The 25,849-nt window shown below is 70.4% G+C and carries 21 protein-coding genes; 7 read left to right on the top strand and 14 right to left on the bottom strand.

Annotated elements, in window-relative coordinates:
* Positions 1-33: 33 nt before the first annotated feature.
* Genes ABTY62_RS43670 through ABTY62_RS43655 form a run of 4 tightly spaced genes read right to left on the bottom strand, consistent with a single transcriptional unit; the run spans position 34 to position 4,346 of the window.
* Entirely contained in the window at positions 34-1,314 is a 1,281-nt protein-coding gene (locus tag ABTY62_RS43670) for a type III PLP-dependent enzyme (RefSeq protein WP_352134956.1), read from the bottom strand.
* Complete coding sequence (locus ABTY62_RS43665) at positions 1,301-2,344, bottom strand: 3-oxoacyl-[acyl-carrier-protein] synthase III C-terminal domain-containing protein (protein ID WP_352134955.1); 1,044 nt, start codon at positions 2,342-2,344, stop codon at positions 1,301-1,303. The genes ABTY62_RS43670 and ABTY62_RS43665 overlap by 14 nt, the downstream gene beginning before the upstream one ends.
* Before the next feature lie 5 nt (positions 2,345-2,349).
* The gene (locus ABTY62_RS43660) at positions 2,350-3,591 is read right to left on the bottom strand and encodes an acyl-CoA dehydrogenase family protein (RefSeq protein ID WP_352134954.1); all 1,242 of its coding nucleotides are present in this window, start codon (positions 3,589-3,591) and stop codon (positions 2,350-2,352) included.
* On the bottom strand, positions 3,588-4,346 hold the full coding sequence (locus tag ABTY62_RS43655) for an acyl-CoA dehydrogenase family protein (RefSeq protein WP_352134953.1): 759 nt from the start codon (positions 4,344-4,346) through the stop codon (positions 3,588-3,590). The genes ABTY62_RS43660 and ABTY62_RS43655 overlap by 4 nt, the downstream gene beginning before the upstream one ends.
* Before the next feature lie 150 nt (positions 4,347-4,496).
* On the opposite strand from ABTY62_RS43655, the gene ABTY62_RS43650 reads away from it, so the two are divergent.
* Genes ABTY62_RS43650 through ABTY62_RS43640 form a run of 3 tightly spaced genes read left to right on the top strand, consistent with a single transcriptional unit; the run spans position 4,497 to position 7,906 of the window.
* The gene (locus ABTY62_RS43650) at positions 4,497-4,745 is read left to right on the top strand and encodes an acyl carrier protein (RefSeq protein WP_352134952.1); all 249 of its coding nucleotides are present in this window, start codon (positions 4,497-4,499) and stop codon (positions 4,743-4,745) included.
* Positions 4,738-6,354, top strand: a complete 1,617-nt coding sequence (locus ABTY62_RS43645; RefSeq protein ID WP_352134951.1) for an AMP-binding protein — start codon at positions 4,738-4,740, stop codon at positions 6,352-6,354. Before ABTY62_RS43650 ends, ABTY62_RS43645 begins: the two co-directional genes overlap by 8 nt.
* Positions 6,341-7,906 (top strand): class I adenylate-forming enzyme family protein, encoded by a 1,566-nt coding sequence (locus tag ABTY62_RS43640; protein WP_352134950.1) that lies wholly within the window; start codon positions 6,341-6,343, stop codon positions 7,904-7,906. The genes ABTY62_RS43645 and ABTY62_RS43640 overlap by 14 nt, the downstream gene beginning before the upstream one ends.
* Here ABTY62_RS43640 and ABTY62_RS43635 read toward each other — a convergent pair.
* The 8 genes from ABTY62_RS43635 to ngcE all read right to left on the bottom strand — a co-directional run bounded on the left by ABTY62_RS43635 (position 7,881) and on the right by ngcE (position 16,902).
* Positions 7,881-8,837, bottom strand: a complete 957-nt coding sequence (locus tag ABTY62_RS43635; RefSeq protein ID WP_352134949.1) for a hypothetical protein — start codon at positions 8,835-8,837, stop codon at positions 7,881-7,883. The genes ABTY62_RS43640 and ABTY62_RS43635 overlap by 26 nt on opposite strands.
* Positions 8,834-9,874 carry a glycosyltransferase gene (locus tag ABTY62_RS43630; protein WP_352134948.1) on the bottom strand — a complete coding sequence of 347 codons (1,041 nt, stop codon included), beginning with the start codon at positions 9,872-9,874 and terminating at the stop codon, positions 8,834-8,836. The genes ABTY62_RS43635 and ABTY62_RS43630 overlap by 4 nt, the downstream gene beginning before the upstream one ends.
* Positions 9,864-11,318: a condensation domain-containing protein gene (locus tag ABTY62_RS43625; protein WP_352134947.1), complete on the bottom strand. Its 1,455-nt coding sequence runs from the start codon at positions 11,316-11,318 to the stop codon at positions 9,864-9,866. The genes ABTY62_RS43630 and ABTY62_RS43625 overlap by 11 nt, the downstream gene beginning before the upstream one ends.
* Positions 11,315-11,563, bottom strand: coding sequence for an acyl carrier protein (locus tag ABTY62_RS43620; protein ID WP_311723656.1), 249 nt, complete (start codon positions 11,561-11,563; stop codon positions 11,315-11,317). Before ABTY62_RS43620 ends, ABTY62_RS43625 begins: the two co-directional genes overlap by 4 nt.
* Positions 11,563-13,035, bottom strand: coding sequence for a class I adenylate-forming enzyme family protein (locus ABTY62_RS43615; RefSeq protein WP_352134946.1), 1,473 nt, complete (start codon positions 13,033-13,035; stop codon positions 11,563-11,565). Before ABTY62_RS43615 ends, ABTY62_RS43620 begins: the two co-directional genes overlap by 1 nt.
* Before the next feature lie 305 nt (positions 13,036-13,340).
* Positions 13,341-14,288, bottom strand: coding sequence for a carbohydrate ABC transporter permease (locus tag ABTY62_RS43610; RefSeq protein ID WP_502997641.1), 948 nt, complete (start codon positions 14,286-14,288; stop codon positions 13,341-13,343).
* A 61-nt stretch (positions 14,289-14,349) separates the two neighbouring features.
* Positions 14,350-15,309, bottom strand: coding sequence for a carbohydrate ABC transporter permease (locus ABTY62_RS43605; protein ID WP_311723876.1), 960 nt, complete (start codon positions 15,307-15,309; stop codon positions 14,350-14,352).
* A gap of 156 nt (positions 15,310-15,465) precedes the next feature.
* Entirely contained in the window at positions 15,466-16,902 is a 1,437-nt protein-coding gene (gene ngcE, locus ABTY62_RS43600) for an N-acetylglucosamine/diacetylchitobiose ABC transporter substrate-binding protein (protein ID WP_352134945.1), read from the bottom strand.
* Between the two features lie 345 nt (positions 16,903-17,247).
* Between ngcE and ABTY62_RS43595 the strand changes: the two genes are divergently transcribed.
* Complete coding sequence (locus tag ABTY62_RS43595) at positions 17,248-17,766, top strand: hypothetical protein (protein WP_352134944.1); 519 nt, start codon at positions 17,248-17,250, stop codon at positions 17,764-17,766.
* A gap of 42 nt (positions 17,767-17,808) precedes the next feature.
* On the opposite strand, the gene ABTY62_RS43590 is transcribed toward ABTY62_RS43595, so the two are convergent.
* Positions 17,809-19,437: an IS200/IS605 family accessory protein TnpB-related protein gene (locus tag ABTY62_RS43590; protein ID WP_352134943.1), complete on the bottom strand. Its 1,629-nt coding sequence runs from the start codon at positions 19,435-19,437 to the stop codon at positions 17,809-17,811.
* Between the two features lie 333 nt (positions 19,438-19,770).
* On the opposite strand from ABTY62_RS43590, the gene ABTY62_RS43585 reads away from it, so the two are divergent.
* Positions 19,771-23,643 (top strand): GH92 family glycosyl hydrolase, encoded by a 3,873-nt coding sequence (locus tag ABTY62_RS43585; protein WP_352134942.1) that lies wholly within the window; start codon positions 19,771-19,773, stop codon positions 23,641-23,643.
* 61 nt (positions 23,644-23,704) lie between these two features.
* Here ABTY62_RS43585 and ABTY62_RS43580 read toward each other — a convergent pair whose 3' ends face one another.
* Entirely contained in the window at positions 23,705-24,040 is a 336-nt protein-coding gene (locus ABTY62_RS43580) for a hypothetical protein (protein ID WP_352134941.1), read from the bottom strand.
* Positions 24,041-24,245: 205 nt separating this feature from the next.
* Between ABTY62_RS43580 and ABTY62_RS43575 the strand changes: the two genes are divergently transcribed.
* Positions 24,246-25,100 (top strand): helix-turn-helix domain-containing protein, encoded by an 855-nt coding sequence (locus ABTY62_RS43575; RefSeq protein ID WP_352134940.1) that lies wholly within the window; start codon positions 24,246-24,248, stop codon positions 25,098-25,100.
* A 12-nt stretch (positions 25,101-25,112) separates the two neighbouring features.
* Positions 25,113-25,400 (top strand): DUF397 domain-containing protein, encoded by a 288-nt coding sequence (locus tag ABTY62_RS43570; protein WP_352134939.1) that lies wholly within the window; start codon positions 25,113-25,115, stop codon positions 25,398-25,400.
* Positions 25,401-25,849 lie beyond the last annotated feature (449 nt).

The raw sequence follows: 25,849 nt of genomic DNA, 5'->3' as shown, positions 1-25,849 counted from the left end.
CGGGCCTCCCGTCACTTGCCGAACGTACTGAGCTCACTGGACGAACTGGTGGTGGCGCTGCTTGCGCAGCAGGTCATCGGCGGTGTCCCGGTCGCGGACCAGCAGCGGGCGGCCCTCGTGGACCAGCACCTCGGCCGGGAACCCATGGCTGAGGAAGAGTCCGGGCGAGGCCGTGGGCCCGTACGCGCCCGACCGCAGCACGGCCAGCACATCGCCCGGCGCGAGGTCGGGCAGGGGCACGGCACGGGCGAGGGTGTCGTCCGGGGTGCACAGCGGGCCGGTGATGTGCCAGGGGCGCTCGGGCCCCGCGCCGCTGCCCGCGACCGCCGCGACCGCCGCGACGGGGAAGTTGCGCCGGGCGTACGAGCCGACCCCGACCGCCGCCATGTGGTGGTGCGTGCCGCCGTCGGTGACCGCGAACCAGGTGCCGCGGGATTCCTTCACATACTGAACCCGGACGAGATAAGCGCCCGCGCGGGCGGTGAGGAAGCGGCCGGACTCCACCAGCAGCCGGGTGCGCGGATGGCGGCGCGCGAAGTCGCCCACGACGGGGGCCAGGCCCGCCCGCAGGGCGTCGAGGTCCAGGTCGCGCTCGCCGTCGAAGTACGCGACCCCGAGCCCGCCGCCGATGTCGACCGCCTCCGGCTCGACGCCCGTGGCCGCCGCGACGCGCTCGGCCAGCGCCAGCACCTGGGCGGTGTTCTCCACGATCGCCGCGGCGTCCAGGATCCGGGTGCCCAGATAGACGTGCACACCGACCGGCGTGGCGTGGGTGAGCGCGCTCAACCGGTCCTTTCCGCCCAGAAGTTGTTCCTCGTCGATCCCGAACTGCCGGGGCTTGCCGCCCATGGCCAGCCGCGAGCCCGCCGCGCCGAACGAGGGGTTGACGCGCAGCAGCACCCGCTGGCGCAGCCCCGCCTGCCGCGCCGTCGCCTCGATCAGCTCCAGCTCCTGCCAGGACTCGCAGACGATGGCGTACACCCGGCACTGGACGCAGGCGCGGATGTCCTCGGCGGTCTTGCCGGGGCCGAGGAAGATGATGTTCTCGGGGCGGGCCCCGGCCGTGCGGGCGGTGCGCAGCTCGACGAGCGAGGAGACCTCGGCGTGGGCGCCGTGCGCGAACAGCAGGGAGCAGATGCTGCTGTTGGGGTTGGCCTTCAGGGAGTAGAAGATCTCCACGGGCGGCGGCAGCGCCTCCGCGAGCGAGCGGACCGCGCCCGTCAGCAGCTCGCCGTCGTAGACGTACAGCGGGGTGCCGTAGTGGTCCGCCAGTTCCGCGGCCCGGATCCCCTGGACGGCGTCAAAGCTCTCCATGGCTCCTCCCTCTCCCGTTTCCCGGCTCGTACTCCCGCTCGCTCCCCCGCCCGTTCTCCCGCCCGTTCTCCCGCTCGTCGCACCGCTCGTCCCCCCGCTCCAGGACCGCCGCGCCGAAGGTCGCGCCGAGGCCGACGGTGGCCAGCACATACATGTCCCCCGGGCCGAGCCGCCCGGAGGCGCGCAGCGAGGCGAGGTTGAGGTAGGGGTCGGAGCAGTTGGCGTGGCCCAGGCGCGGCAGGTTGTCGAGGAAGACCTGGGAGAAGGGGATGCCCAGCTCCTTCGCCACGCCCTTCCAGGACAGGCGGTTGACGTTGTGCGGGACGATCCACCGCACGCCGTCGAGCCCGGTCCCCGCCTCCCCCAGCGCCTCCTCGATCACGGCGGCGAGGGCGGGCGCGTAGAAGCGGGTGTACTCCCGCTCCCGATCGGGGTCCGCGCCGCCGAGGCTGCGGTAGAACCGCCCGTACGTACGGAAGGCGGAGCCGAGCAGCCGGTCCCCGGGCACCCGCGGCCCCACCACGCACGCGGCGGCGGCGTCGGCGACGACCGCGATCCCGGGGATGACGCCCTGCCGCGGGCGCGCCACCCGGTCGCCGGTGAGCAGCAGCACACTTCCGCTGTCTGCGGGCGCGAGCAGCTGCTCGGCCAGGAAGAGCGCGAACAGCCCGGCGGCGCAGTTCATCTGGCCGACGGAGAAGGCCGGGGCGTGGTCGAGGCCGAGCGCGGTGCGGACGCCGTCGAGCAGTTGGGCGCCCGTCGGGTCGTCCCCGGCCGGGTCGGCGTCCTCGCCGATGTGCGCGTACAGCACCTGGCGCACGCCGCGCGGGTCCGTGCCGCGCAGGGCCTCGCGGCCCGCCGCCGTGAGCATGTCGGCGAGCGAGTGCCCGGGGCTTCGGGGGATGTCGCGGAAGCCGAGGTAGTCGCGGTAGAAGCGGGCCTTGGCGTCCGGGAGCCCGGCTTCCGCGGTCACGTCCGCGACCGTGAGCGCGGTGTGCGGGACGAAGGTGCCGATGGGCCCCAGGCGCATCGGCGTCACCCGTCCTCGCCCGCGGGCACGACGTCCTCGCCCACGGGCACGGGATCGCCGCCCGCGGGCACAGCGCCCGACCGGGCGTAGTCCTGGGCCAGCCGCAGCCGTTGGATGTCGCTGGTGCCCTCCATGATCTCCAGCGCGGCGGCGTCGCGGGTCCACTTCTCCAGCAGGGGGTGGTCCAGCAGCGCGCCGCGCCCCAGGAGGGTGGGCAGCCGGTGGGTGACGTCCCGGACCAGGCGGACCGCCTCCAGCTTGCACAGGGCGGAGGCGTCGCCGCGCCCCCGGTCCGCCTCGACGAGCCGCGCGGTGCGGTGGACGAGCCGGGCGGTGGCCGCGATCCGCAGCGCGGCCGTCTCCAGCGCCCGCCGCTCGGCCGGGGCCGGTGCCCGGCGCTCGGCGCGTACGTAGTCGTGCACGGCGGCGGCGAGCCCGACGGCGGTCGCTGCGATCTGCACCCGCGCGCCGTAGAAGGCGGTGACCGCGCCCCACATCCCCCGGCGGGTGGCGGGCAGATGGGCGCCGAGCACCCGGTCCCGCGCGACTGGCACCTCGTCGAAGGTCATTTCACTGATGCGGGCGCCCCGCAGCCCGATCATGTCGAGTGCCTCGCCGTGCGCGCCGGGCGCCGGGAGGTCCAGGAGTACGGCGCGCACGCCCAGCGGCGAGGTGCCGGTCTGGGCGAAGACCACCCCGACGCCGCCGCGCGAGCCGTTCCCGACGTACTTCTTGGCGCCGCTCAGCAGCCAGTCGCCGCTGCGGTCGGCGGGGTCGGCGGGGGCGAGCGCGGTGCTCATCCGGGTGGCGTCGCTGCCCGCCTGCGGTTCGGTGATGGCGCAGAAGGCCCAGGTCGCGCCGGTGACCACCCGTTCATAGAACGCGGCCTGCTGCGCGGGGCCGCCCATGGAGCGGACCACCACCCCGGCGAGGGCGGGGCCGGGGGCGGAGAACAGGGCGCCCGCGTCGCCGCGCGCCAGCTCCATGGCGCAGATCATCTGTCCGAGGAAGTCCCGTGGCAGGCCCTTCGCCTCGGCCCGGACCCGCTCGTCGTGGAACCGCTCCGGGATGCCCAGGGCGCGGACGAGGCCGAACGCGGGGTTGTCGAGGTGGCCGTCCATGCGGGCCGGGTCGGCGTCGATGGCGAGGGCGGCATCCCGGAGGGCGGGGGCCAGCTCGCGCGCTCGGGCGCGCAGGGGTTCGTACGCGATGTCCAGGGCCGCGGCGTCCAGGGCGTGGTACGTCACGACCGCTCCCACCCGGGGTCTCGCTGCGACGGCCTCCAGAGGCTGCCGACGTACGCCGAGACATACAGGGCGCGCACGGGGTGGCCGGCCAGATAGCCGGCGCCGCCGAAGAGGTTCGTCAGGGCCTCGTCGGCCGCGTCGAGGCGCCGGTGCAGCTCGTGGGCGGCGTACGGATCGGCGCCGGACGTGGTCAGCAGGAGCTCGCAGGCGCGGACGGCGGCGGTGCAGTCGGCGATCTTCGCGCGCACCAACTGCCGCTCGATCAGCGGCCGGTCGCCGGAGCGCCGCCCCGCCACATGGGCCACGGCCCGCTCCAGCAGCGCCTCGGCGAGCCCGGCGCGCAGCGCGCCGAACAGCGTCCCGGCGAGGGCAAGCCGGTCCCGGGCCCCGGGCCCCGGCTCGGCGGCGGGGGTGACAGTGGCGGCGGCTGTGGTGGCTGTGGCGGTGGCGTCCGGAACGTCCCGAGGGACGACCTGGACTACCTGGACGACCTCCAGCCCCTCGCGCTGGGCCAGTTCATGGCGCGGGCCGGGCCGCACCGTGACCCGCTCCCCGGGCACCGCGCGCCCCGCCATCAGCCAGCCGCGCATGCGCGGGGCCATTCCGCCGGGAAGGACACAAAAGCCCCTGCCGGAGCAGGGGGCGGTGAAATCCAGATGGCGCACGGCGTCGGCCAAAGCCGCCGAGAAGCCGCTCTCGCGCGCCGTGCGCAAGACGTCGAGGGCGGCGGTGAGGGGCTCAGCTCCGGGGTCCATGGAGGACAATTCCGCAGCTTTTGCCGCCATATCCCCCAGCCCCATATCCCACGGTCCCGTGATGGCCAATCGTGGAGCACGACCCTAGGAGCCGCCAAGATCCACGTCAAGCCCTTGACACCCGATGCCGTTTCCACTTCGATCCGGACCATGCGAAAGTCCTCCGCAGAGCAGAGCGTTCTGGCGGCGCTGCGACAAGTATTGGGGCGCGGCGAGCTGACCGGTGTCGACTCCGGCACCCGGCTCTTCGAGGACCTCGGTCTCGATTCCACCTCGGTTATCGAGCTGCTCATGCTCATCGAGACCCAGACCGGCGCCGAATTCGATACGGAAAGCCTGGAACTGGAGCATTTCGCCACCGTCGGAACGCTCACGGAGTTCGTGAGCACGCATGGCTGACGAGGGCGGCCCGGGCGCCCAACAGGGCCTGCACGGCCATTTCCTGGCCTCGGCCCGGGCCCACCCGGACCGGATCGCCCTGCGGGTGGGGAAGCGGACCTGGACCTATGCCGAAGTGCACCGCGCAGCACGGGCGTTGGCCTCGTCCGTCGTCGCCACGGCCGGCGGCCGGCCGGCCGCGGTCGGGGTCCTCGCGGCGCGCGGCGAGGTGGCGTACGTCGGCCTGCTGGCCGCGCTGTACGCGGGCGCCGCCGCCGTGCCGCTGAATGTGGAATTCCCCGCGGCGCGCACCGACGCCATGCTGCGGGCCGCCCGTCCGGCCATGGTCATCGCGGACGACCAGGGGGCGCGGATCATTGCCCGGCTGTCCGATCAGCCACCCGTTGTGCATGCCGGAGGATTAAATTCCGGCGGCGTGAATACCGGGCTCGGCACGGAAGGCCGCGAAAGCGCCCCGGAGGCGCCGCGGCGCCCTGAAGAAAATGGCCCCGCGGAAAACGCGGACGAGGCCGATCCCTTCCAGCCGTGGTCCGTGGAACCGGACGATCGCGCGTACATCATGTTCACCTCCGGCTCCACCGGCCGCCCGAAAGGCGTGCCGATCTCGCACGGGAATGCGGAGCACTATCTGCGGTGTGTGCGAGACCGCTACGACTTCCGGCCTCAGGACGTCTTCTCACAGACTTTCGACGTCACCTTCGACGTGCTGATCTTCGATCTGTTCTGCGCCTGGAGCGCGGGGGCGAGCGTCGCCCACGTCCCCGGCTTCGGCTATGCCGATCTCCCCGCGCTGGTGAACGAGCTCGGCATTACGGTCTGGTTCTCCGCCCCCAGCGCGATCTCCGTCGTCCGCAGGACGCGGCGGCTCACCGACGGGGCCATGCCCGGGCTGCGCTGGAGCCTGTTCGCCGGCGAGGCGCTCATGGAACACGACGCGGCCGACTGGCAGCGGGCCGCCCCCGGGTCCACCGTGGTGAACCTGTACGGGCCCACGGAACTCACCGTGAGCTGTACCGCCCACGCATGGCGCCCGGCGGACGCCCGGCACCCCGAGGCGCACGGCGGCGTGCCCATGGGCCGGCTCCACCCCGGGCTGCGGGGCGTGCTCCTCGACGCGGAGGGCGACCGCCACCCGGAACGGGGCGAACTGTGCGTCACCGGGCCGCAGATGTTCGCGGGCTACCTGGACCCGGCGGACGGCGCCGGGCGTTTCCTCGAACTCGACGGCGAGCGCTGGTACCGCACCGGCGACCTGGTCGCCACGGCCCCCGACGGCACCCTGCTGTACTCGGGCCGGCTCGACCACCAGGTGCAGATCCGGGGTGTACGGGTGGAGATCCCCGAGGTGGAGTGGGCGCTGCGGCGCTGCCCGGGGGTGGACGAGGCGGTGGTGGTGGCGGTGCCCGCGGGCAACAGCCACGCCCTGCACGCCTTCTACACCGGGACCGCCGCCGACCGGGCCCCGGTCGTCGGGGAACTCGGCAAGCTGCTTCCCCGGGCGGCGATTCCGCGCGTCCTCCAGCGGGTGACCCGGTTCCCGCTGAACGGAAACGGCAAGATCGACCGCAAGGCGCTGGCTCAGGAGGCGGAGCGACATGCCGTCCGGTGACCCCAGGTTCGGGCCGGCGTCCGGTGACCCCGGGTGCGGACCGCCGTCCGGCGACCCCGGGTTCGGGCCGGCGTCCGTGCTGCACGACCTGCTGGACGCGGCGGCCCGCCGCCACCCGGCCCGCCCGGCGCTCACCCAGGCCGGGGTGACCTGGGACTACGCCCGGCTGCGCACGGCCTCGCTGCGCGCGGCGGCGTGGCTGCGCGAGCGGGGCGCCGGGCGCGGCGACCGGGTCCTGCTGGCTCTCCCGTCCTCCTCCGCCGCCGCCGGGAAGCACCCCCTGCCGCCCGGTCTGGCCACGGCGGCCCTGGTGTACGGCTGTTCGCGGGTGGGGGCGGCGTTCTGCGTGCTGCACGAGCAGGTGCGCGGCCCGGCCCTCGCCCATGTCCGTGAGGACAGCGAGGCCGTTCTGCTGGTCACCGCGGACGACGGCCCACCGCCCCTGGACGAGGACCCCCCGGAGCCCGCGGACGAATACAGGTACGGGACGACCGGCCCGCTGTCCGTGGACCCCGTCTGCCTCATCTACACCTCGGGCTCCACCGGACCGCCCAAGGCCGTGGTGTCCACCCACGCCCAGCTGCTGTTCGCGGCGCGCGCGATCCACGGCGAACTGGCGTACACCGCCGAGGACATCGTCTACGGCGCGCTGCCGCTCTCCTTCGACTACGGCCTCTACCAGCTCTTCCTCAGCACCCTCGCGGGCGCCCATCTGTGGCTCGGCGGCGCCTCGGACATGGGCCTGATCCTGCTGAAGAACCTCCGGCGCTCCGGGGCCACCGTGTTGCCCGTCGTCCCGTCGCTCGCCCAGGGCCTGGCCCGGATGCTGCCGCGCTACGGCGCCGACGGCCTGCGGCTGCGGCTGCTCACCAACACCGGCTCGGCGATGCCCCCGGAGGTGCTGGCCGGGCTGCGCGCCGCGCTGCCCGCGCTGCGGGTCCAGCTGATGTTCGGGCTGACGGAGTGCAAGCGCGTGGCCATCATGCCGCCGGACGAGGATCTGCGCAGGCCGGGCACGTGCGGCCGGGCTCTGCCCGGCACGGAGGTCTTCGTCGTGGACGACCGGGGGCGGCGGGTGGCGCCGGGCACCGTCGGGGAGATCGTGGTGCGCGGCCCGCATGTGATGGCGGGTTACTGGCGGCGGCCGGAGCAGACCGCGCTGCGGTTCCCGCGCGCCGAGGGGCTGTTCCCCGAGCTGCGCACCGGGGACTTCGGCCATCTGGACGAGGACGGCTATCTGTACTTCTCCGGGCGCCGCGACGATCTGTACAAGCAGCGCGGGTTCCGGGTGAGCGCGGAGGAGGTGGAAACCGCCGTCCGCCGGGTGCCGGGCGTCCGCGGCGCGGCCGTGCTGCCGCCGTCGGGGGACGGCGAGGAGGCGGTGCTGTGCGTGGCGGGCTCGCTGGGCGCGGGCGAGGTGCTGGCCGCGCTGAAGGACGAGATCGAGCCGTACAAGATCCCCGCCCGCTGTGTGGTGGTTCCGGAGCTGCCCCTCACCGGACACGGCAAGACGGACCGCAGGGCGCTCAGGGCCATCGCCGCAGAATCCTGACGGAGGTCTTCACGCGCCGGCCGTCGGCGTCCGTCAGGAAGCGCAGGCCGGCGTAGGAGTCGCAGATCTTCCACACCGTCCCGACCACCGACCGGTGCGACGGCCAGCGGTCGGCGTCGACCAGCCCGTATGCGGCCAGGATGGTCAGATAGAGCGGATCGGCGGGCAGCCAGCGGTCGCCGCGGCGCACCTCGATCCAGTGGTGCGGCAGCGGAAACGCACCGGCCAGCAGCAGCCCGCCGGCCCGGCGCACGGGCATCCCGGCCTCCGCCGCGACGTGCACCAGATAGGTGGAGCCCGCGCGGCAGTCGGCCAGCCGGGTCTCCCGCACGAACCCGGCGTCGTCGCACAGTTCGTCGGGCACGAGGTGGTATTCGAGCCGCGCGGCTTCCGCCGGCAGCGGGCCCAGTTCGCGCGCGCAGTCGGCCGCGCCCTGGTCCGCGTCGGCCGCGTTCTCCCCGGCGGACACCCGGAGGTCCGCCTCGAAGACATCGGGCCCCAGCCGCCGCAGGGTGCCGTCCAGTACGCCGGAGGCGAGCCGCGGCGAGGGCTCCAGCACCCCGGCCGCCGGAACTCCGGCCTCCCGCACCCCGGCCTCCCGCCCCTGGAACCGCGCCTGGTACGTCGTCGTGGCGACCGCCGCCGTGTTGAACGGCTGGGCCGACAGCCGCACCTGGAGCCAGGCGGGGGACGGGATGCGCAGCGCGAGGCCGAGGTTCTTCAGGTCGAAGTCGTCGAAGCGGCGGTCCGCGCCGCTCCCTTCGTACGCGAGGCCGAGGTCCAGCGCCTCGCCCAGCAGCGCCTCGCCGATCCGGTGCACCCGGGCCGCCGTCCCGGCGCTCACCGCGAACCGCCGGAAGCGGCGCGGGACCCGCGCGGCCCGCTCCAGCGCCGCCTCGATCGCCCCCTCGATCGCCCGCTCGCGGCTCATATCTCCCCCCACAGGATGTCGCGCAGCGAGGACGCGTCGCGCCGCATCAGCGGATCGGCGATCTCCACGGCCTCGTAGTTCCCGTCCTTCTCGACCACGTGCACGATCACCCGCGCCGCGTCGTCGGTCACGACCACCGCCCCGCCGGAGTCGAAGGCGAGGACCCAGCCCAGGTCCGGGTCGTGGTGAGCCCGTGTCAGGGCGCGGTCGTGACCGGCGGCGAAGGCCCGTACGGGATCGGGCAGCGGGCCGCCCACCGGGGCGAGCGGGCCGAGCGCGGCGATGCCCGTCCGCTGGAGCAGGGCCACCTTCGCGGCCCGCCGGTGGACGGGGTGGTCGCTGCCCCCGAGGAACCGGTTCAGCACCTCGGTCTCCGCCTCATTCCGGGCGAAGCCGCCCGCGTAGCTCGAGGCCCGCACCCGGTAGACGTACGACGGCTCGTCCGGCTTGCTCACCCGCGCGCCCGCCGCCACCAGCCGCAGCCACAGGTCCCACTCCTCGCCGTACGCCACCTGGCGGTAGCCGCCGATCCGCTCGTACAGCTCGCGCGCGTACAGCGAACCCACCACCACATAGTTCTGCGCCAGCAGTTGGACCAGCTGGTCGCCCGGGAGCGGCAGCCCGCCCTTGGTGTAGGTGGCGGGGCGGAAGGGGCCCTGGCCGGTCCAGGCGAGCGGGCGCGGGCTGATCAGGCCGGGCGAGGCCGCGTAGGTCTCGCTCATCGCGGCCACATGGTGCGGCAGTACGAGGTCGTCGCCGTCCAGCTGGAGCACCAGGTCCGTCTCCAGCACCTCGATCGCGGCCCGCCGCGCGCCCCACACGCCCAGCCGGCGCGGGCCGCGGTTGCGCAGCAGGGTCAGCGGGAGGATGGCGCGCCAGCGCTCGACGAGCCGTACGGTGTCGTCGTCCGAGTGGTCGTCGACCACCACCACCTGGTCGGCGTGGGTGGTCTGCATGGCCAGGGAGCCGAGCGCCTGGTCGATGAACGCCGCGGAGTTCATCGCGGCGATCACCACACCGACGGTGTCACGAGACATGGGCCGGCAGCCGCTCGTCGGTGTCTCTCGGGCCGTGCGGCCCCCGCCGCTCCGTCACCACCAGCTCCTCCACGCCGTACAGCAGCTCGCGGAGGTCCGGCGCGGGCAGATACCGGGTGTCGGCGGCCACCGCGATCACCCGCTCGCCGCGCTCCGCGGTGCGCACGGCGCAGTAGAGCTTGACCGAGGGCAGCCGGAAGGGCTCGGCCCAGCGGAAGGAGGTCTCCGCGCCGCTGGGGCCACGCGCGCCCTCTCCTTCCTCGGGGGCCTTCTCGGGGGCCTCCTCGGGGGGTGTGAGGGCACCGAGGTCGTTGTGCAGCACCGACAGGTCCAGCTGCTCGCCGCGCTCCCGGCCGACCTCCGCCACCAGCCGCCCCAGGCGGACCGGGTCGTACTGGGCGCGGGCGTATCCGCGCAGCTTGGCGAGGTGGGCGGCGCGGACGCAGTCGTCGAACGAGGGCCCCGAGACGTCGAAGCACAGCAGCACATCCGAGGCCAGCGGGGTCACCATCGCCTGCCGCGCGGCGCCGATCCGGTTCGCGAAGATCGTCGTGAGCGCGCAGTGGGAGAGGCCCGCGCGGCGCGCGAGCAGCGCGCCGACGGCCGCCAGATACACGGTCTCCTCACCGGCCCGGCAGCGCGCCGCCACCTCCCGCGCCGCCTCCTCCAGCCGCCCCGAGCGGAACTCCCCGTGGGCCCACTCCGGCGGCCCTGCGGGGTCGGCGGGCTCGGGACACGTCGGGTGGCGGGTGGGAAACAGGGTCCGGGGCGCGCGGCGCAGCAGCGAGCGCTGGTACGCGTCGGCGCGGCGGTCCATGGTGCGCCCGGCGTCGGACCGCTCGATCCCGGCGAGGTCGGCGGGCTGCGGTACGGACTCGGCGCGTTTGGTCCCTACGGGCTTGCCACCGCCCGCCAGGTGAGCCTTCAACTCCCGCACGACCAGCCCCATCGCCCAGCCGTCCACCGCCACATGCGACACATACAGTGCGAGATGGCGGGGCTCGCCGTCGGGCCCGGTCAGCACCGCCGCCCGGATGCCCCACTCCCGGGACAGGTCGAAGTCCGTCCCGGCCAGGGCGTCCAGCGCCGCGGCCGGGTCGTCACCCCGGACCACCCGGACCGTCAGCCGCCCCTCCCCACGCACCTCCTGGTACGGGGTGGAGTCGGCGGTCCCGTCCCGGTACACGGTGCGCAGGCTCTCGTGGGCGGTGACCAGCGCCCGTATCGCGCCGATCACCTCGCGCAGGGTGCGGCCCTCGGGCACCGGCAGCGACACCCGCTGGTTGTAGTCGTAGTGGGCCCGGTCGGCCCGGCGCTGAAGCGCGCGGTAGATGAACTGCTGGCCCCAGGTCAGCGGGGCCCGTACGGTGCGCTCCCCGCTCACCTCGACGACCTCGAAGCTCACCTCGACCACCTCGACGCCCGTCTCCCGCGGGCCGGTCAACGCTGCCTCAGCACGAAGTCCGCCATCCGGCCGACGGTCGAGAGGTTCTCCGGCGAGACCTCCTCGTCGGGGACGTCGATCCCGTAGTTCCCCTGGAGCCAGACCAGCAGCTCCAGCATGGCCATCGAGTCGAAGTCGGCGATCTCCAGCAGGTTGGCGTCGGGGCCGGGCGGGGCCTCGGCCAGCGCGGGCACCACCACGGTGACATGCCGGGCGATCTCCTCGACCAGGCTCTCGCGGTCCATCACGCGCTTCCTTCCTTCTCGTGCTCTGACTCGGCCGAACGCGGGTGGAGGACCTTGCCGGTCGTCGAGCGGGGCAGTTCGGCGGTCACCTGGATCCGGCGGGGGATCTTGTGCTCCGCCAGCCGCTCCTGGCACCAGACGATCAGCTCGTCCGCCGTCACGGGCCCGGGGGCGGCCACCCGTGCCACCGGCACCTGGCCCCGGCCGCCGTCCGCCGCCGCGAAGACCTGCGCCTCGGTGACGGCGGGGTGCTCGGCGAGCACCCGCTCCACCTCCACCGGGTTGACCTTCTTCCCTCCGACGTTGATCATCCGGGCGAGCCGGCCGACCAGCCTGATGGCACCGTCGGGGCCCAGCGTCGCCAGGTCCCCGGTGCACCGCAGGTCCCCGTTCATGGACAGCGGGCGCAGTCCGTCCACATGGGCGTAGCCGTCGGCCAGTGAATCCGTGGCCAGCTGGAGTTCGCCCGCGCCGTCCTCGTCGCCGGTCTCCCGCAGGGTCGCCACGACGCCCGGGACCGGGCGCCCGACGTCCCCCGGGCGGTCCTTGTCGGGGTCCACCCGCTTGATGGCGATCATCCCGGTCTCGGAGGAGCCGTAGATGTTCAGCAGCGCGAAGTCGTGGGCCTTCGTCACCGCCGCCGCGGCGCCTTCGGGGAGCGGCGCCCCGGCGGACACCGCGCGCTCCAGGCCGTCGAAGCGCGATGTCGTGTCGGCCGCCATGAGCCGGTAGTGGAAGGGCAGGGCGACCAGCACCCGCGCCCCGCTGTCCCGGACGGCGGCCGCGAGCTGCGAGGGCACCAGGCGCGATCCGCAGAGCGTCACCGGCGCGCCGACGAGCAGCGGGCCGAGCAGCCCCACGGTGTGTCCGTACATGTGGAAGACCGGCGCCGCGCACACCACGGGCGCCTCGGGGCCGTAGCCCACGGCGGCGGCGCAGCGCAGCGAGTCGGCGAGCTGTGCGCGCGCCGACCGTACGACGCCGGCGGGCTCGCCCGTCGAGCCCGAGGTGAGGAAGATTCCCGAGCGCCGGGAGCCCAGGGCGGCAGGGTCCTCCGCGCCGCCACCTTTGCCCCCGCTCCTGGAGACGGCGAGCGAGAGCCCATGACACTCCCACACGGCATCGCGCTCAGAGCCGGGACCGGGGTCGGAACCGGGGTCGGAGAGCAGCAGATGCGGCCCGAAGGCGGCGGTGACGCGCTCGTACTCCGCCTCCTTCTGGCCGGAGTCCAGTTGCATCAGGGGCACTTCGAGCAGATCGCAGGCGAGCGTCGTGACGAGGGTCAGCACGGGTCGGCCGGTCCGCACGGCCGCCAGCCGCAGCGGCCCCCGCCGCCTCAGCTGCCCGGCCAGATCCTCGGCCGCCGCCAGCAGCCCGTCCCAACTCCAGGTGTGACCGGCCTGCTCTTTGACGACGACGCGGCCCGGATCGGCGATCCGGCTCGCGATCCCCTCGCACAGCCCCGTGGACACCGCGGCTCCTCCCCGTTGCAACCCTCGCCGCCGCGTGGCGCCCGGCCGGGAATTCCACCACCGGTCGCCCAATTCCGTCATGGAGGAATTTCCGTCCGGAAACAGCGACTTGTCTCCCGGGTTGTAGCCGGGAAACTACGGGCACCTTACAGCCGCGTACCGCGCGGGTGAGAGGGATTGACGGCAACATCATCGCCGAATGAGTAAGAGCCGGGCCCCGCCCTTCCGTGTCAAACGGAAAGGCGGGGCCCGGTCGTGGTCCATGTCGCGCCGCTATGGCGCCGTCGTGGCGCTGCCCGGCGCCGCTACTTGAGCGCCCCCGCCGTCAGGCCGGCCTGCACCTGGCGCTGGAAGATGATGTACACCCCGAGCACCGGCAGCATCGCCAGCACCAGCCCCGCGAACAGCGCGGACCAGTCCCCCTTGTACTGCTGGCTGGCCGCCAGCTGCACCAGGCCCTGCGTCAGCACCCGCTTGTCCTCCTCCGTGTTGAGCACGGTCGGCAGCATGTACTGGTTCCACTGCCCGAGGAAGTTGAAGATGCCGACGCTGATCAGGCCCGGCTTGGCCATCGGCAGCATGACCTGGAAGAACGTCCGGGTCTGCGAGGCCCCGTCGATCAGCGCCGCTTCGGCCACCGATGTCGGCAGCGTCTTGAAGAAGGACGTCAGGAAGAAGACGGTGAACGGCAGCGAATAGGCGATATAGACCAGAATCAGCCCGTGAAAGGTGTTCAGCAGGCTCATGTTCCGCATGACGAAGAACAGCGGGACAAGCGCCAGAATGACCGGGAAGCTCATTCCGCCGACGAACAAGTAGTAGATGAAACGCTTGCCCGGGAATTCGAAGCGGGCCAGGATGTACGCCGCCATCGACCCCAGCAGCATCGTCCCGATCAGCGAGCACCCCACCACCAGGACGGTGTTGAGGAAGAAGTCGCCGATGTTCGACTTGTTCCAGGCCCGCGCCCAGTTGTCGAAGTGCAGCGTGGACGGCAGGCCCCAGGGAGAGGTGAAGATCTCCTTGTCGGTCTTGAGCGAGCTCATCACCGCCCACAGCAGCGGCAGGGTGACCAGCAGCGCCCAGATCACCAGCATGCCGTGCGAGAAGACGTTGAGGACCTTCCCCTCGCCGCCGGCCCGGCCCCCGGACGCGGAGCCCGGCGGGACCTTGCCCACCGTGGACGTCGCGCCGGGCGCCTGGGCTTCCTTCGTGGCGCCCGGGAGCTCCGAGGGCTGTGCTTGCGCGGTCACTGTGCTACCCCCAGATGGGCGGAGATACGGCGGTTCCGGTGTACGGGAGCGGTCCTGGCCATCAGTACTCCAGCCGTTCGCGCCGACCGAGCTTGCCCACGATGACCGCGAAGATCAGGGTCACGATCAGCATCGCGACACCGATCGCCGTCGCACGCCCGGCCTGCCCGTCACGGAACGTCTTGGTGTAGACCATGTAGCCCAGGACCTGGGTGGAGTCCGCGGGTCCCCCCGGTCCCACGGTCATGATCTGCACCACGGCGAACGCGTCGCAGGCGAGGATGCCCATATAGATCCAGCCGGACTGGACCGTGTCCCACAGCAGCGGCAGGGTGATCCTGAAGAAGGTCGTGATGCGGTTGGCGCCGTCCAGCAGTGCCGCCTCGTAGAAGTCCTTGGGAATGGCGCTCATTCCGGCGGAGAACAGCACGACGTAGAAGCCGACGTTGGACCAGACCATGACGACCATCAGGCACCACAGCGCGAGCTTCGGATCGGCCAGCCACTCCTGCTCCAGCGCATCCAGCCCGATGCCCCCCAGAAGCGCGTTGAGCGCGCCGTTCCGCGGGTTGTACGTGAACTGGAACAGCAGGGCGACGATGGCGATCGAGAGCACCTGCGGGAAGAAGTACACGATCTTGTAGAAGCTCGACCCGGCCACCCCGGAGACGGCCCCGTTCTTCTTTCCGCGGCCGCCGACATTGAGCATGAAGGCGAAGAACAGTCCCAGGCCGAGCGTCACCAGCGGCACGACCAGCAGCAGAAGCAGGTTGTGCCCGACGGCCTTCCAGAAGAGGTCGTCGTGCAGCATCCAGTCGTAGTTCTTGAACCCGACCATCTTGAAGTCGGAGCTCAGGCCGGTCCAGTCCGTGAACGAGTAATAAATGGACTGGACGAACGGCGAGATCACGAAGATCGCATAAACCACCACCGGCACGGACAGGAATCCCAGAGGGAATCCGTACTGCCGGTACGCGCGCTGAATCTTCTGCCGCGTGGACAGCTTGACGCGCGGGGGCATGGCACCCGGGGTTTTGACCACTGGCTGCCCAACGCCCGGGCCCTTCGTGACCGCCGCCGTGGCCGTCGCCGCCACCGACTGGCGCTTATCGTGCTGCATCTCTACCGACCTCGGTCTTTCCCTGCGGACAGGGCCGCTGGTGACGCTCGGACCTCATCAGGCGTGCTTGTACTTCTTGACGGCGTCGTCCTTGGCCGTGTCGTCGGCGAACTTCTGGATCTTCTTGATCGCCTCGGCCGGGGTCATCCGGCCCGCCATCATCTCGCCCAGCGCGCCCACGCCGATCTGCTGCTTCTGGAGCGCCACGTACCAGTCCTGGAGACGCGGGTTCACGACGTTGTCCCCGGCCTTCTTCAGCGCCTCCTGGGCGGACGCCAGGCCCGGGGGCAGGGTCAGGCCGTCGGTGCCGCCGTTGAGCGAGGTGAGCGAGGAGACCTGCTTGACGAAGTTCTTGGTGGACTTCTCGCCGAGCATGATGCGGAGCAGCTCCATGCCGCCCTCGGGGTTCTTCGCCGCCTTCGGCACGATGAAGGGCTCACCGCCGGAGGCCCAGATGGTGCCGAACGGCATCTTGTCGCTGCTGTCCAGGCTGGACGGCGCGCTGACGGCCATCTGGAAGTTGTCGGGCGTGGTCTTCTTCGCCTCGTTCTCGACCCAGGAGCCGTTCGGGATGAACAGCGCCTTGCCCTCGGTCCACGCGGTCTGCGACTCGATGTGGGTCAGGCCCGGGCTGCCCTTGAGGATGTAGCCCTTCTTGTAGAGCTCGTAGTACGCCTCGAAGGCGGCCTTGACGGCCGGGTGCTTCCAGGCGTTCGGCTCCAGGTTGTCGATCGCGATCAGCGTCTCGGGGCCGCCGATCTTCGCGATGAAGGGGTAGAGGCTGAACGGCATGTAGTACGGGAACTTGCCCGGGTAGGTCCAGCCGGCGACGCCCTTCTTCTTCGCCTTCTCGCAGAGCTTGAGCATGTCGTCCCAAGTCTCCGGGTACTCCGCGTCCAGCTTCTCCAGGTTGGTCTTGGAGTACCAGACGCCGTAGACGGTGTAGGCGTAGTACAGGATCCACACCGGCTTGCCGTCGAACTGGCCCATCTCCACGACCCCGGGGCGCAGCGTGTCGCGCACCTTCTTGCTGGGGTCGTCCACTGAGGGGGCGTCCAGCAGCGGCGTCAGGTCGGTCAGCTGGTTCTTGGCGACCAGGGTGCCGAAGTCCATCTGCTCGGCGCCGGAGTTGTCGATCAGGTCCGGCGGGGTGCCACCGTTGAACCGCGGCTGGAGCACGGTCTGGATCTTCTGGGTGGCCGAGTGCTTGATCTTGCCATCGGTCTTCGGGTACGCCTTCGCGTACTCGGCCTCGGCGTCCTTCGCGTACTTCTGTCCGAAACCACCGTCGAAAATGACGACGTCGAGCGCGGCGCTCTCATTGACGGCGAGCGGGTTCTTGTCGCTCTTCTTGCCCTTGTCGACCTTGTTTCCGTCGTCGTCACCGCCGCTCGCACAGGCAGTCAGCATGCTGATGGACGGCACGGCTACCAGTCCGAGCGCCGCGGACCGCTTGATCAGGTCGCGACGGCCGAAATCTGGGGTGGATCCCATGCTCAAGTCCTCGCCTTCGTCAGGACTCAGGCGGTGTAGCGGTTTCCCGTACGTACTCGCCACCGGCGAGGGGCCCGACACCGCGGGTCAGTTGAAGCGTGATTCGGAGTATTGCTGAGTGTGCTCCGGGGAGCACGGAGGCCCGCAGAGGCGGGCGCGACGTGGGGCCGCATGACGGCCTCCCCCCGGGGCGACAGGTATAGTCCACTTGGCCTCAAGTGGGCAAGATCGAATGGTCATTGGGTCGCAGTCTTTCCCGAGTTGAGACCTGTCCGACATACCGTAGGGGACGCAGCCCGTGCGGCACGCCGCCGTGCGCGTGAACCAACAAGAAAGGCGGCCCCTGTGGTCCGGAAGCAATTCCCCTTCGCCTCCACGCTTGTCGTGGTCGCGACACTCGCGTCGATTTCGGCGTGCGGCTCCAGCGGCGGGGGCGGATCCTCCGCCGGTGACGCCAAGGGCGGCGCGGCGATCGGGAAGGGCATGGCCGAGCTGCCGGTGGAGCCGACCGAGTCGCCCACCCCCACCGAGGACCCGACCGAGGACCCCACGGACACCCCGACCGGCGGCGGTGGACTGGTCAGCCCGGACATCAAGATGGGCAACTGCGGATGGGGCTCGACCGGCATTCCGTACGCCAATGTGAAGATAACCAACTCCGACTCGACCACGTCCTACTACACGCTGATGGTCGGCTTCGTCGACAGCAAGGGCGAAGTGGTGACCACGGCCATCGAGTCGGACGCCGAGGTGGCCGGAAACGCCACCAAGACCGTCAAGGTGGTGGCGCTCGAGGCGGACTCCTCCAAGAAAGCCACAAAGTGCCGGGTCTCCCTCGGCACCAAGTCCAAGACCGCCGCCTGAGCCGTCGATGAGGACCCGGGTGCGGGAGCGGCCACACCGTTCCTAGAGACTGAGCGGGAGTGAGTCCTGGTGCCAGAACTCATGCTCAGCCGTGTGCCCCGAACGGTTGTGGGCACACTGGTCCCCCACTTTCGCTCCGCATCCGGCGCCAGCGGATCGTGTCCGTGGTCCGGGAATGCGGGGGCGGGTTCCCTCACGCCCCGGAACACCCGATGCGGCCTGGACGGCCCGATGTCCCACAGCATCACTCCGGTGTCGTGGGGGCGGTTGCGTCCGTCGCCGGATCGGGCGCCCCAGGGCGCGCCGTCCGATCGCCACGGCGGCAGCGTCGTGGCGGGTGGTCCTGCGGGTCTTGGTGGTCAGGGGCCGCTGCCAGTGCTGGGCGCCCCAGCGGGAGGTGTAGGCGGGGTCGACGGCCACAACGGTGATCCCGAGCTCAGCGGCCATCGACACCAGCCTGCTGCGCAGCCTGCTCACCGGCATGCCGGAGATCAGCTTGCGGAACCGCTTCCTTCGCCCGTGCTTCTCCCGAGTCGTCTCCGCCTGGAAGTCCAGGTCCTCGATCGCAATGGCCAGATGGTGGCGTTGGACCCAGTGCAGGAGGCGGATGAGGGCATGCCGCACCTGCGCATCCCGGTGCGGCGCACTGACCGCGAGGTGGTAGTCGAACCTGCGGGGCTCGCCGACGGGGTTACCGTGGGCGTCCAGGCGCCAAGCGGCCAGATGGTCGGCGTTCATGTCCACACCGACCAGCCCGCCGACACGGGCTGCCTCCAACGGCACGGTCCTCACTGGCGGGATCTGCCAGGAGGCAGTCAGGTACCAGCGGCCACGCTCCACGTCGAAGTGGATGCGGTACGCCACGGCGCGGTTGGCCGCGATGCGGTCGGCCCACTGCTCACTCCGGTGCCGGAAGGTGATCCGACAGGCCAGTACGTAGCGGCCGTGGGGTGCGTTCGCCAGCGCGGTCAGCGGCGCCGGAAGCTTGATGCTCACCTCACCGTCCGGGGCGAGGCGAATGGTCTCGTTTCCATGCCGCTTGCCCGATTCACCATCGGCTTGGAGGAACCAGCGCTCGGCCTCCCACCGCTCCCGCCACTGCGTCTCGGTCAGATGGACGGCTTGAAGGTTGTGCCGGTTGCGCAGCAGCTTCTTCCCACCGCGCACCACCCGCACCCGCCCGGCTTCAGAGTCGGCCCGCTCCCGCTCCAGCCGGTCTTCGAGCACGTGCAGACGACGGGACTTGGCGAACCACTCCTTCCGGGAGCGGTAACCACCCGGCGAACCCTTGGAACCCGTCGCCCCGACCGGCAGCGACAACCGCCGAACGATCATGTCGATGCCCGCCTGGAGGTTCTGGATGCAGGCGAGCTGACCGCGTCGGGCCAGCCCCCACTGATCATGCGAGGCCTTGGTGATACTGCCCGCCCACCGCGAGGAGGACTCCCCGGTCAAAGCCCGCTTGCGCCGGGCCCACTGGTCACTACCATGATCCAGCCCCGCCACGCAGCGGGCCTTCAGATCCAGGGAGGCCAGCGAGCCCAACAGGCCACCGACCAGGCGCAAGACCATCTCGTCCTGCCCGGTCAGGCCCTTCAGGCTGGTGCGGATCGTCACCGCGGACGGGCCGGGCACCACGAACGGCGCCGCCACCTTCCGCAGCTCGCCCATCCTCCACCCCCACCCGGTAGCGAAGACCCCCGTCACTGCATCCAACGAGCACCCACCGCAAAGGTCACGCATTCGACACAAGAACTCCCATTCCCTTGCGCATGCTTATCGCGCGGTCGTCAGTACTCACCCATGCACACCAAACGGGCCCGAGTACTTTCAACCGGCAGCAGCTCTCTCTCCCCCACCGCGGCCGGTCCCGCCCACCCGGCCCGTTCGCTCACCCGGCTCCGAAATCCCCTACACATCCTTGACACCACCGGGGCGGCCCCTCCCTACTTAACTCTGCGCTACGGAACAGACAACGTTGTCTAGCTCGTGGAGACGCGGAGCATGCGACTGAGACGCCCCAGCCCCAGCCCCAGACCATGGCACGCACCCCGACGACCGGCCGCCCTGGTGGCGGCCGTTGTGTTGACCCTGACGGCGCAAGGCGCGGCGGCGGCCGCCTCGCGCGGTGAGCCCCCGGCCCCCGCCCTCGCCTCGTCCTTCGAGTCATCCTTCGAACCGAACGACCCACAACCGGACTGGCGCAACACGGTCGAGACCGGACCCGACGGCGAGAAGAAGGCCTCCGGGGTCGACGGCGGCTACAGCATCGGCATCCCCGGCAATGTCACCGACAAGGTCACCGCGGTCCGGGCCAACGGCGAGAACGCCGGGTCCGGCGAGGTGAAGGAGAACCTCGTCGACGGCGAGTCCAGCACCAAGTGGCTGGTCTTCGAAAAGACCGCCTGGCTGGAATTCGACCTCCGCGACGCGGTCAAGGCCGTCCGCTACGCCCTCACTTCCGCCAACGACGTCCCCGGCCGCGACCCCGCCGACTGGACCCTCAAGGGCTCCGCCGACGGCTCCGACTGGAAGACCCTCGACACCCGCGAGAACCAGTCCTTCGCCTCGCGCCTGCAGACCCGCGAGTTCGCCTTCGACAACGACACGGCCTACCAGCACTACCGGCTGGAGATCACCCGCAACGCCGGCGAGGACATCGTGCAGCTCGCCGAGGTGCAACTCGCCACCGCCGACACCACCCCGCCCACCCCCGCCGATATGCGCACGCAGATCGACAGCGGCCCGGCCGGCTCCCCCACCGCCAAGGCGAACGCCGGCTTCACCGGCACCCGCGCCCTGCTGTACGCGGGCACGCACAAGCCGGACGGCCGGGCGTACTCGTACAACAAGATCTTCGACGTGAACACGGCCGTCGCCCGCGACACCCTGCTCTCGTACCGGATCTTCCCCTCGATGCCGGAGACCGACCTCAACTACCCGGCCACCCACGTCTCCGTCGACCTCGCCTTCACCGACGGCACCTACCTGAGCGACCTGCCCGGCGCGGTAGACCAGCACGGCGCCCGGCTGAGCCCCCAGGGCCAGGCCGCCTCCAAGACGCTGTACGTCAACCAGTGGAACCACAAGGAGTCGCGGATCGGCGCGGTCGCGGCGGGCAAGACGATCGACCGCGTCCTGGTCGCGTACGACTCCCCCAAGGGCGCGGCGAAGTTCCGCGGCTGGGTCGACGACATCTCCATCGCGCCCAAGGCCCCCGAGAAGCGTCTGAAGCACCTGTCCGACTACGCCAGCACCACCCGCGGCACCAACTCCAGCGGCAGCTTCTCCCGCGGCAACAACTTCCCGGCCACCGCCGTCCCGAACGGCTTCAACTTCTGGACCCCGGTGACCAACGCGGGCTCACGCAGCTGGCTGTACGAGTACGCCCGCGGCAACAACGCCGACAACCTCCCCACCGTCCAGGCCTTCAGCGCGAGCCATGAACCGAGCCCCTGGATGGGCGACCGGCAGACCTTCCAGCTGATGCCGTCCACAGCCGGCGGCACCCCCGACGCCGGACGCACGGCCCGCGCCCTCCCCTTCCGCCACACCAACGAGACCGCCCGGCCGCACTACTACGGCGTGACCTTCGAGAACGGCCTCAAGGCGGAGATCACCCCCACCGACCACGCGGCGCTGCTGCGCTTCACGTACCCCGGCGACGACGCGAGCGTCATCTTCGATAACGTCAACGGGGACGGAGGACTGACCCTGGACGCCGAGAACGGGGTCGTCACCGGCTACTCCGACGTCAAGAGCGACCGCAACCCGGGGTCGGGCCGCATGTTCGTGTACGGCGTCTTCGACGCACCCGTGAGCGCGGGCGGCAAGCTGTCCGGCGGGGGCGGCAAGGACGTCACGGGATACTTCCGCTTCAAGCCCGGCGCGGACCGTACGGTCACGCTACGGATCGCCACGTCCCTGATAAGCCTGGACCAGGCGAAGACGAACCTGAACCGCGAGATCCCGGCGTCGACTTCATTTACGCAGGTCAAAGAGCATGCGCAGACGGCCTGGGACAACATCCTGGGAAGGATCGAAGTAGAGGGCGCAACCCGCGACCAGCTCACCACCCTCTACTCCAGCCTCTACCGGCTGTACCTGTATCCCAATTCCGCTTTCGAGAACACGGGCACCACGGACAAGCCCAGGTACCAGTACGCCAGCGCATTCTCCGAGCCGGTCGGCGAGAACACCCCGACCCACACCGGCGCCAAGATCGTCGACGGCAAGGTCTACGTCAACAACGGCTTCTGGGACACCTACCGCACCACCTGGCCCGCGTACTCCCTGCTGACCCCGAAGCGGGCCGGAGAGATGGTCGACGGCTTCGTCCAGCAGTACAAGGACGGCGGCTGGATCTCCCGCTGGTCCTCCCCCGGCTACGCCGACCTGATGACCGGCACCAGCTCGGACGTCGCCTTCGCCGACGCCTACCTCAAGGGCGTCAACTTCGACGCCGAGGCCGCGTACGAGGCCGCCCTGAAGAACGCCACCACCGTCCCGACCGAATCGGGGGTCGGCCGCAAGGGCATGGACCGGTCGCTCTTCCTCGGCTACACCACCACCGACACCCACGAGGGCCTGTCCTGGGCGCTGGAAGGGTACCTCAACGACTTCGGCCTCGCGAAGATGGGCAAGGCGCTCTACGCGAAGACCAAGAAGGCCCGCTACAAGGAGGAGTCCGAGTACTTCCTGCGCCGCGCCCAGAACTACGTCAAGCTCTTCGACGACAAGGCGGGCTTCTTCCAGGGCAAGGACGCGGACGGCCAATGGCGCGTCGAGTCCGAGAAGTACGACCCCCGGATCTGGGGCTACGACTACACCGAGACCAACGGCTGGGGCTACGCCTTCACGGCCCCCCAGGACAGCCGGGGCCTCGCCAACCTCTACGGCGGCCGGGCAGGTCTGGCGAAGAAGCTCGACACCTACTTCACCACCCCGGAGACCGCCTCCCCCGACCTCGCCGGCTCCTACAACGGCGTCATCCACGAGATGACCGAGGCCCGCGACGTCCGCATGGGCATGTACGGCCACAGCAACCAGGTCGCCCACCACGCGACATACATGTACGACGCGGCCGGCCAACCCTGGAAGACCCAGGAGAAGGTCCGCGAGGTCCTCTCCCGCCTCTACACCGGCAGCGAGATCGGCCAGGGCTACCACGGCGACGAGGACAACGGCGAGCAGTCCGGCTGGTACGTCTTCAGCGCCCTGGGCTTCTATCCGCTGGTCATGGGCGGCTCCGAGTACGCGGTGGGTTCGCCCCTGTTCACCAAGGCCACGGTGCACCTGGAGAACGGCCGCGACCTGGTCGTCAAGGCGCCGAAGAACAGCGCCCGGAATGTCTACGTCCAGGGTTTGAGGGTCAACGGCAAGCCCTGGAACTCCACCGCGCTGCCCCATGACCTGCTCGCGCGGGGCGGGACGCTGGACTTCGACATGGGCGCCAAGCCCACGAAGTGGGGCACGGGGAAGGGCGCAGCGCCTACGTCGATTACAACGGACGACAAGGTCCCGACGCCGCGCCGCGATGTGACGGTGCCGCCGGGTGGGGGTTCGGCGCTGCTGGACGACACGTCGAAGACGGAGGCGTCGTTCGAGTCCCTTGACCTTCCGCTGGCAGAGCCCTCACGGGTGGTCCAATACACGCTGACGTCATCGGCGGACAAGGCGAAGGCCCCGTCGGGCTGGGTGCTCCAGGGCTCCCACGACGGCGAGAAGTGGACGGACGTGGACCGGCGGTCGGGCGAGTCCTTCGCGTGGGACAAGCAGACGCGGGTCTTCTCGGTCGGCTCGCCGGGGTCGTATGAGCAGTACCGGCTGGTGCCGGAGGGGAAGTCGACGCTGGCGGAGGTGGAGCTGCTGGCGTAGTTGATTTGTGTTCGGCACGGGCCGCGTCGTCCCTACGGGGGCGGCGCGGCCCGTCGGCGTCTCAGGCAGCCTCGGCCGCCTCGAAGCTGGGCGCGGAGGGCGCGGCGAACCACAGCAGCCGAGCGGTGGTGTCACTCTGGCGCCCGAACCACCAGGTGGCGCGCTCAGCGGACTTGAGGCTCAGCCGATGCCGACCGTCCACGGTGACGACGTGAGCGCTTCCGTCGCCGTACGCCAGCCCCCAGGCGGCGATCGCCGCGTCGGGCTCGCCTGGGGCCACGTCGTACTGGACGGTGACGGCGAAGACGCGCGGGGCGTTGTCCAGGGCGAGTTCACACAGCTCTTTATCGAGGTCGAACGGGGCGGGTTGGATGTTTTGCGGGGATACGGTGTCCATGGATGTCTCCCTTGGCAAAGGAGGAGTTGGGCAGGTTCCGGCCATGCACACTGCGGTGCCGCCATTGCGCCAGCCGAAGTGGTACGCGTCACACCGTAGCGGCCAACATAAGATGCATGCCACGCACTCCTGAATATAGATGCCCAACAACCCCCGTGTGGGTGGCAGCTGCACGCCACGTGCGAGCAAGGAGAAGAGAAGAGCGATGCCCTCGAGCAACCTCCGGCTAACCGTGCGTCAACGGCGCTTGGGCGCCGAACTACGCAGGCTCCGCGAGCAGGCCGACCTCTCCGCCACCCAGGCAGGCACGCTCCTGGGCGCCAACCAGCCGCGCGTCAGCAGCATCGAAGCCGGACGCTACGCAGTGAGCGCGGATCGGGTACGCGCCATCGCCCGCTCCTACAGCTGCACAGATCAGGAGCTCATCGAGAGCCTGGCCCAGATGACCGGCCGCCAGACGCGCGGCTGGTGGGAGGAGTACCGCGAGATCCTCCCACCCGGGGCGCTCGACCTGGCCGAGCTTGAACATCACGCGACCGCCATGCGCGTCGCGTCGGTGATCCACCTCCCCGGGCTGCTTCAAACCAGGGACCACGCCCGTGCCGTCATCAGCGATGCCGTGCCGCCGTTGGCTCCCCCTGATGTGGAGCACCGAGTCTCATTCCGACTCAAGCGGCAAGCCGTTGTCTACTGCGATAAGCCAACCCCATTGACGGCGATCATTCACGAGGCCGCTCTGCGTATGCAATTCGGAGGACGCACCGTGGCTCACAAACAGCTGGAACACCTCATCACCATGAGCGAGCGCGACCATATCTCAGTTGTCGTGGTGCCCTTCGACGCAGGAACATTTCCCAGCTCCGGACAGTCAATCGTCTACTTCAGCGGCCCCGTATCACAGCTCGACACCGTGCAACTCGACACGGATTACGGATCCGAGTTTCACGACGCCCCAGCGCAGCTCGTCAAGTACCGGACAGTTCTTGACCGGATGGAAGGATGCGCACTCAAGCCGACTGAGTCCCGCGAACTGATCCACCGCATCGCAGAAAGCATCTGAGAGGGAGAGCAAGTGTCCGTCCGCGACTGGCAGAAGTCCTCGTTCAGTGCCGAAGCAGCCAACTGTCTCTACGTCGCCAGGGTGCCCGCCGACTGGCGGAAGTCCCCCCACAGCGCCCAAGGATCCAATTGCATCAACGTCGCCGCCCCCACCCCTGACGCCATCAAAATCCGCGAGAGCGACGACCCCGACATCATCCTTACCACCACCCCCGCCACACTCGGCGTCTTCATACGCGCGGCCAAGGCAGGTCAGTTCGATCACCTCGCCGACAGTCCGCCTACAGGCTGCCAAACATGATGGTACGCCCGAAGGCCAAACAAACGGGCAAGGCTCGGACTGGCTGATCGGTCACTACCCACTCGTCCACTTGATCGTGCATCGTTGTTCGTGTTGGACCAGCTGGCTCGAAGGCGAAAGTGGGCGGCGTTCTCGAACTAATCCAAGGTGCTCTATTTTTCATTTTGCAGCCAGCCTCTGTATGCCTCCCAGCTCATCCAATGGACGAGCTGATCCCTCACCTTTGCTTTGGCCTGCGATAGCGACTTGAGGTCGCCCTCGGAAACATCGAGCCTACCAAAGCTACATTCGGGCTTTTCTCCGGCTTTGATTTTCAGTGAGTGCGGAAAGGCCACAACTAGACAGATCCAGCTCTTGACGGGCGAGTATTCTCGAAGGACTGGGATTACTATGAACGTTTGCCCGGCTTCCAGGTCCAGATCCTTCGCCTTCCTACTAAAGCCGGATTG

Origin of the sequence: Streptomyces sp. NPDC097640 (assembly GCF_040302705.1) — a bacterium.
Classification (GTDB): Bacteria; Actinomycetota; Actinomycetes; order Streptomycetales; family Streptomycetaceae; genus Streptomyces.
The sequence above is the reverse complement of the archived record's forward strand: the minus strand, read 5'-3'. Positions and strand labels throughout refer to the sequence as shown.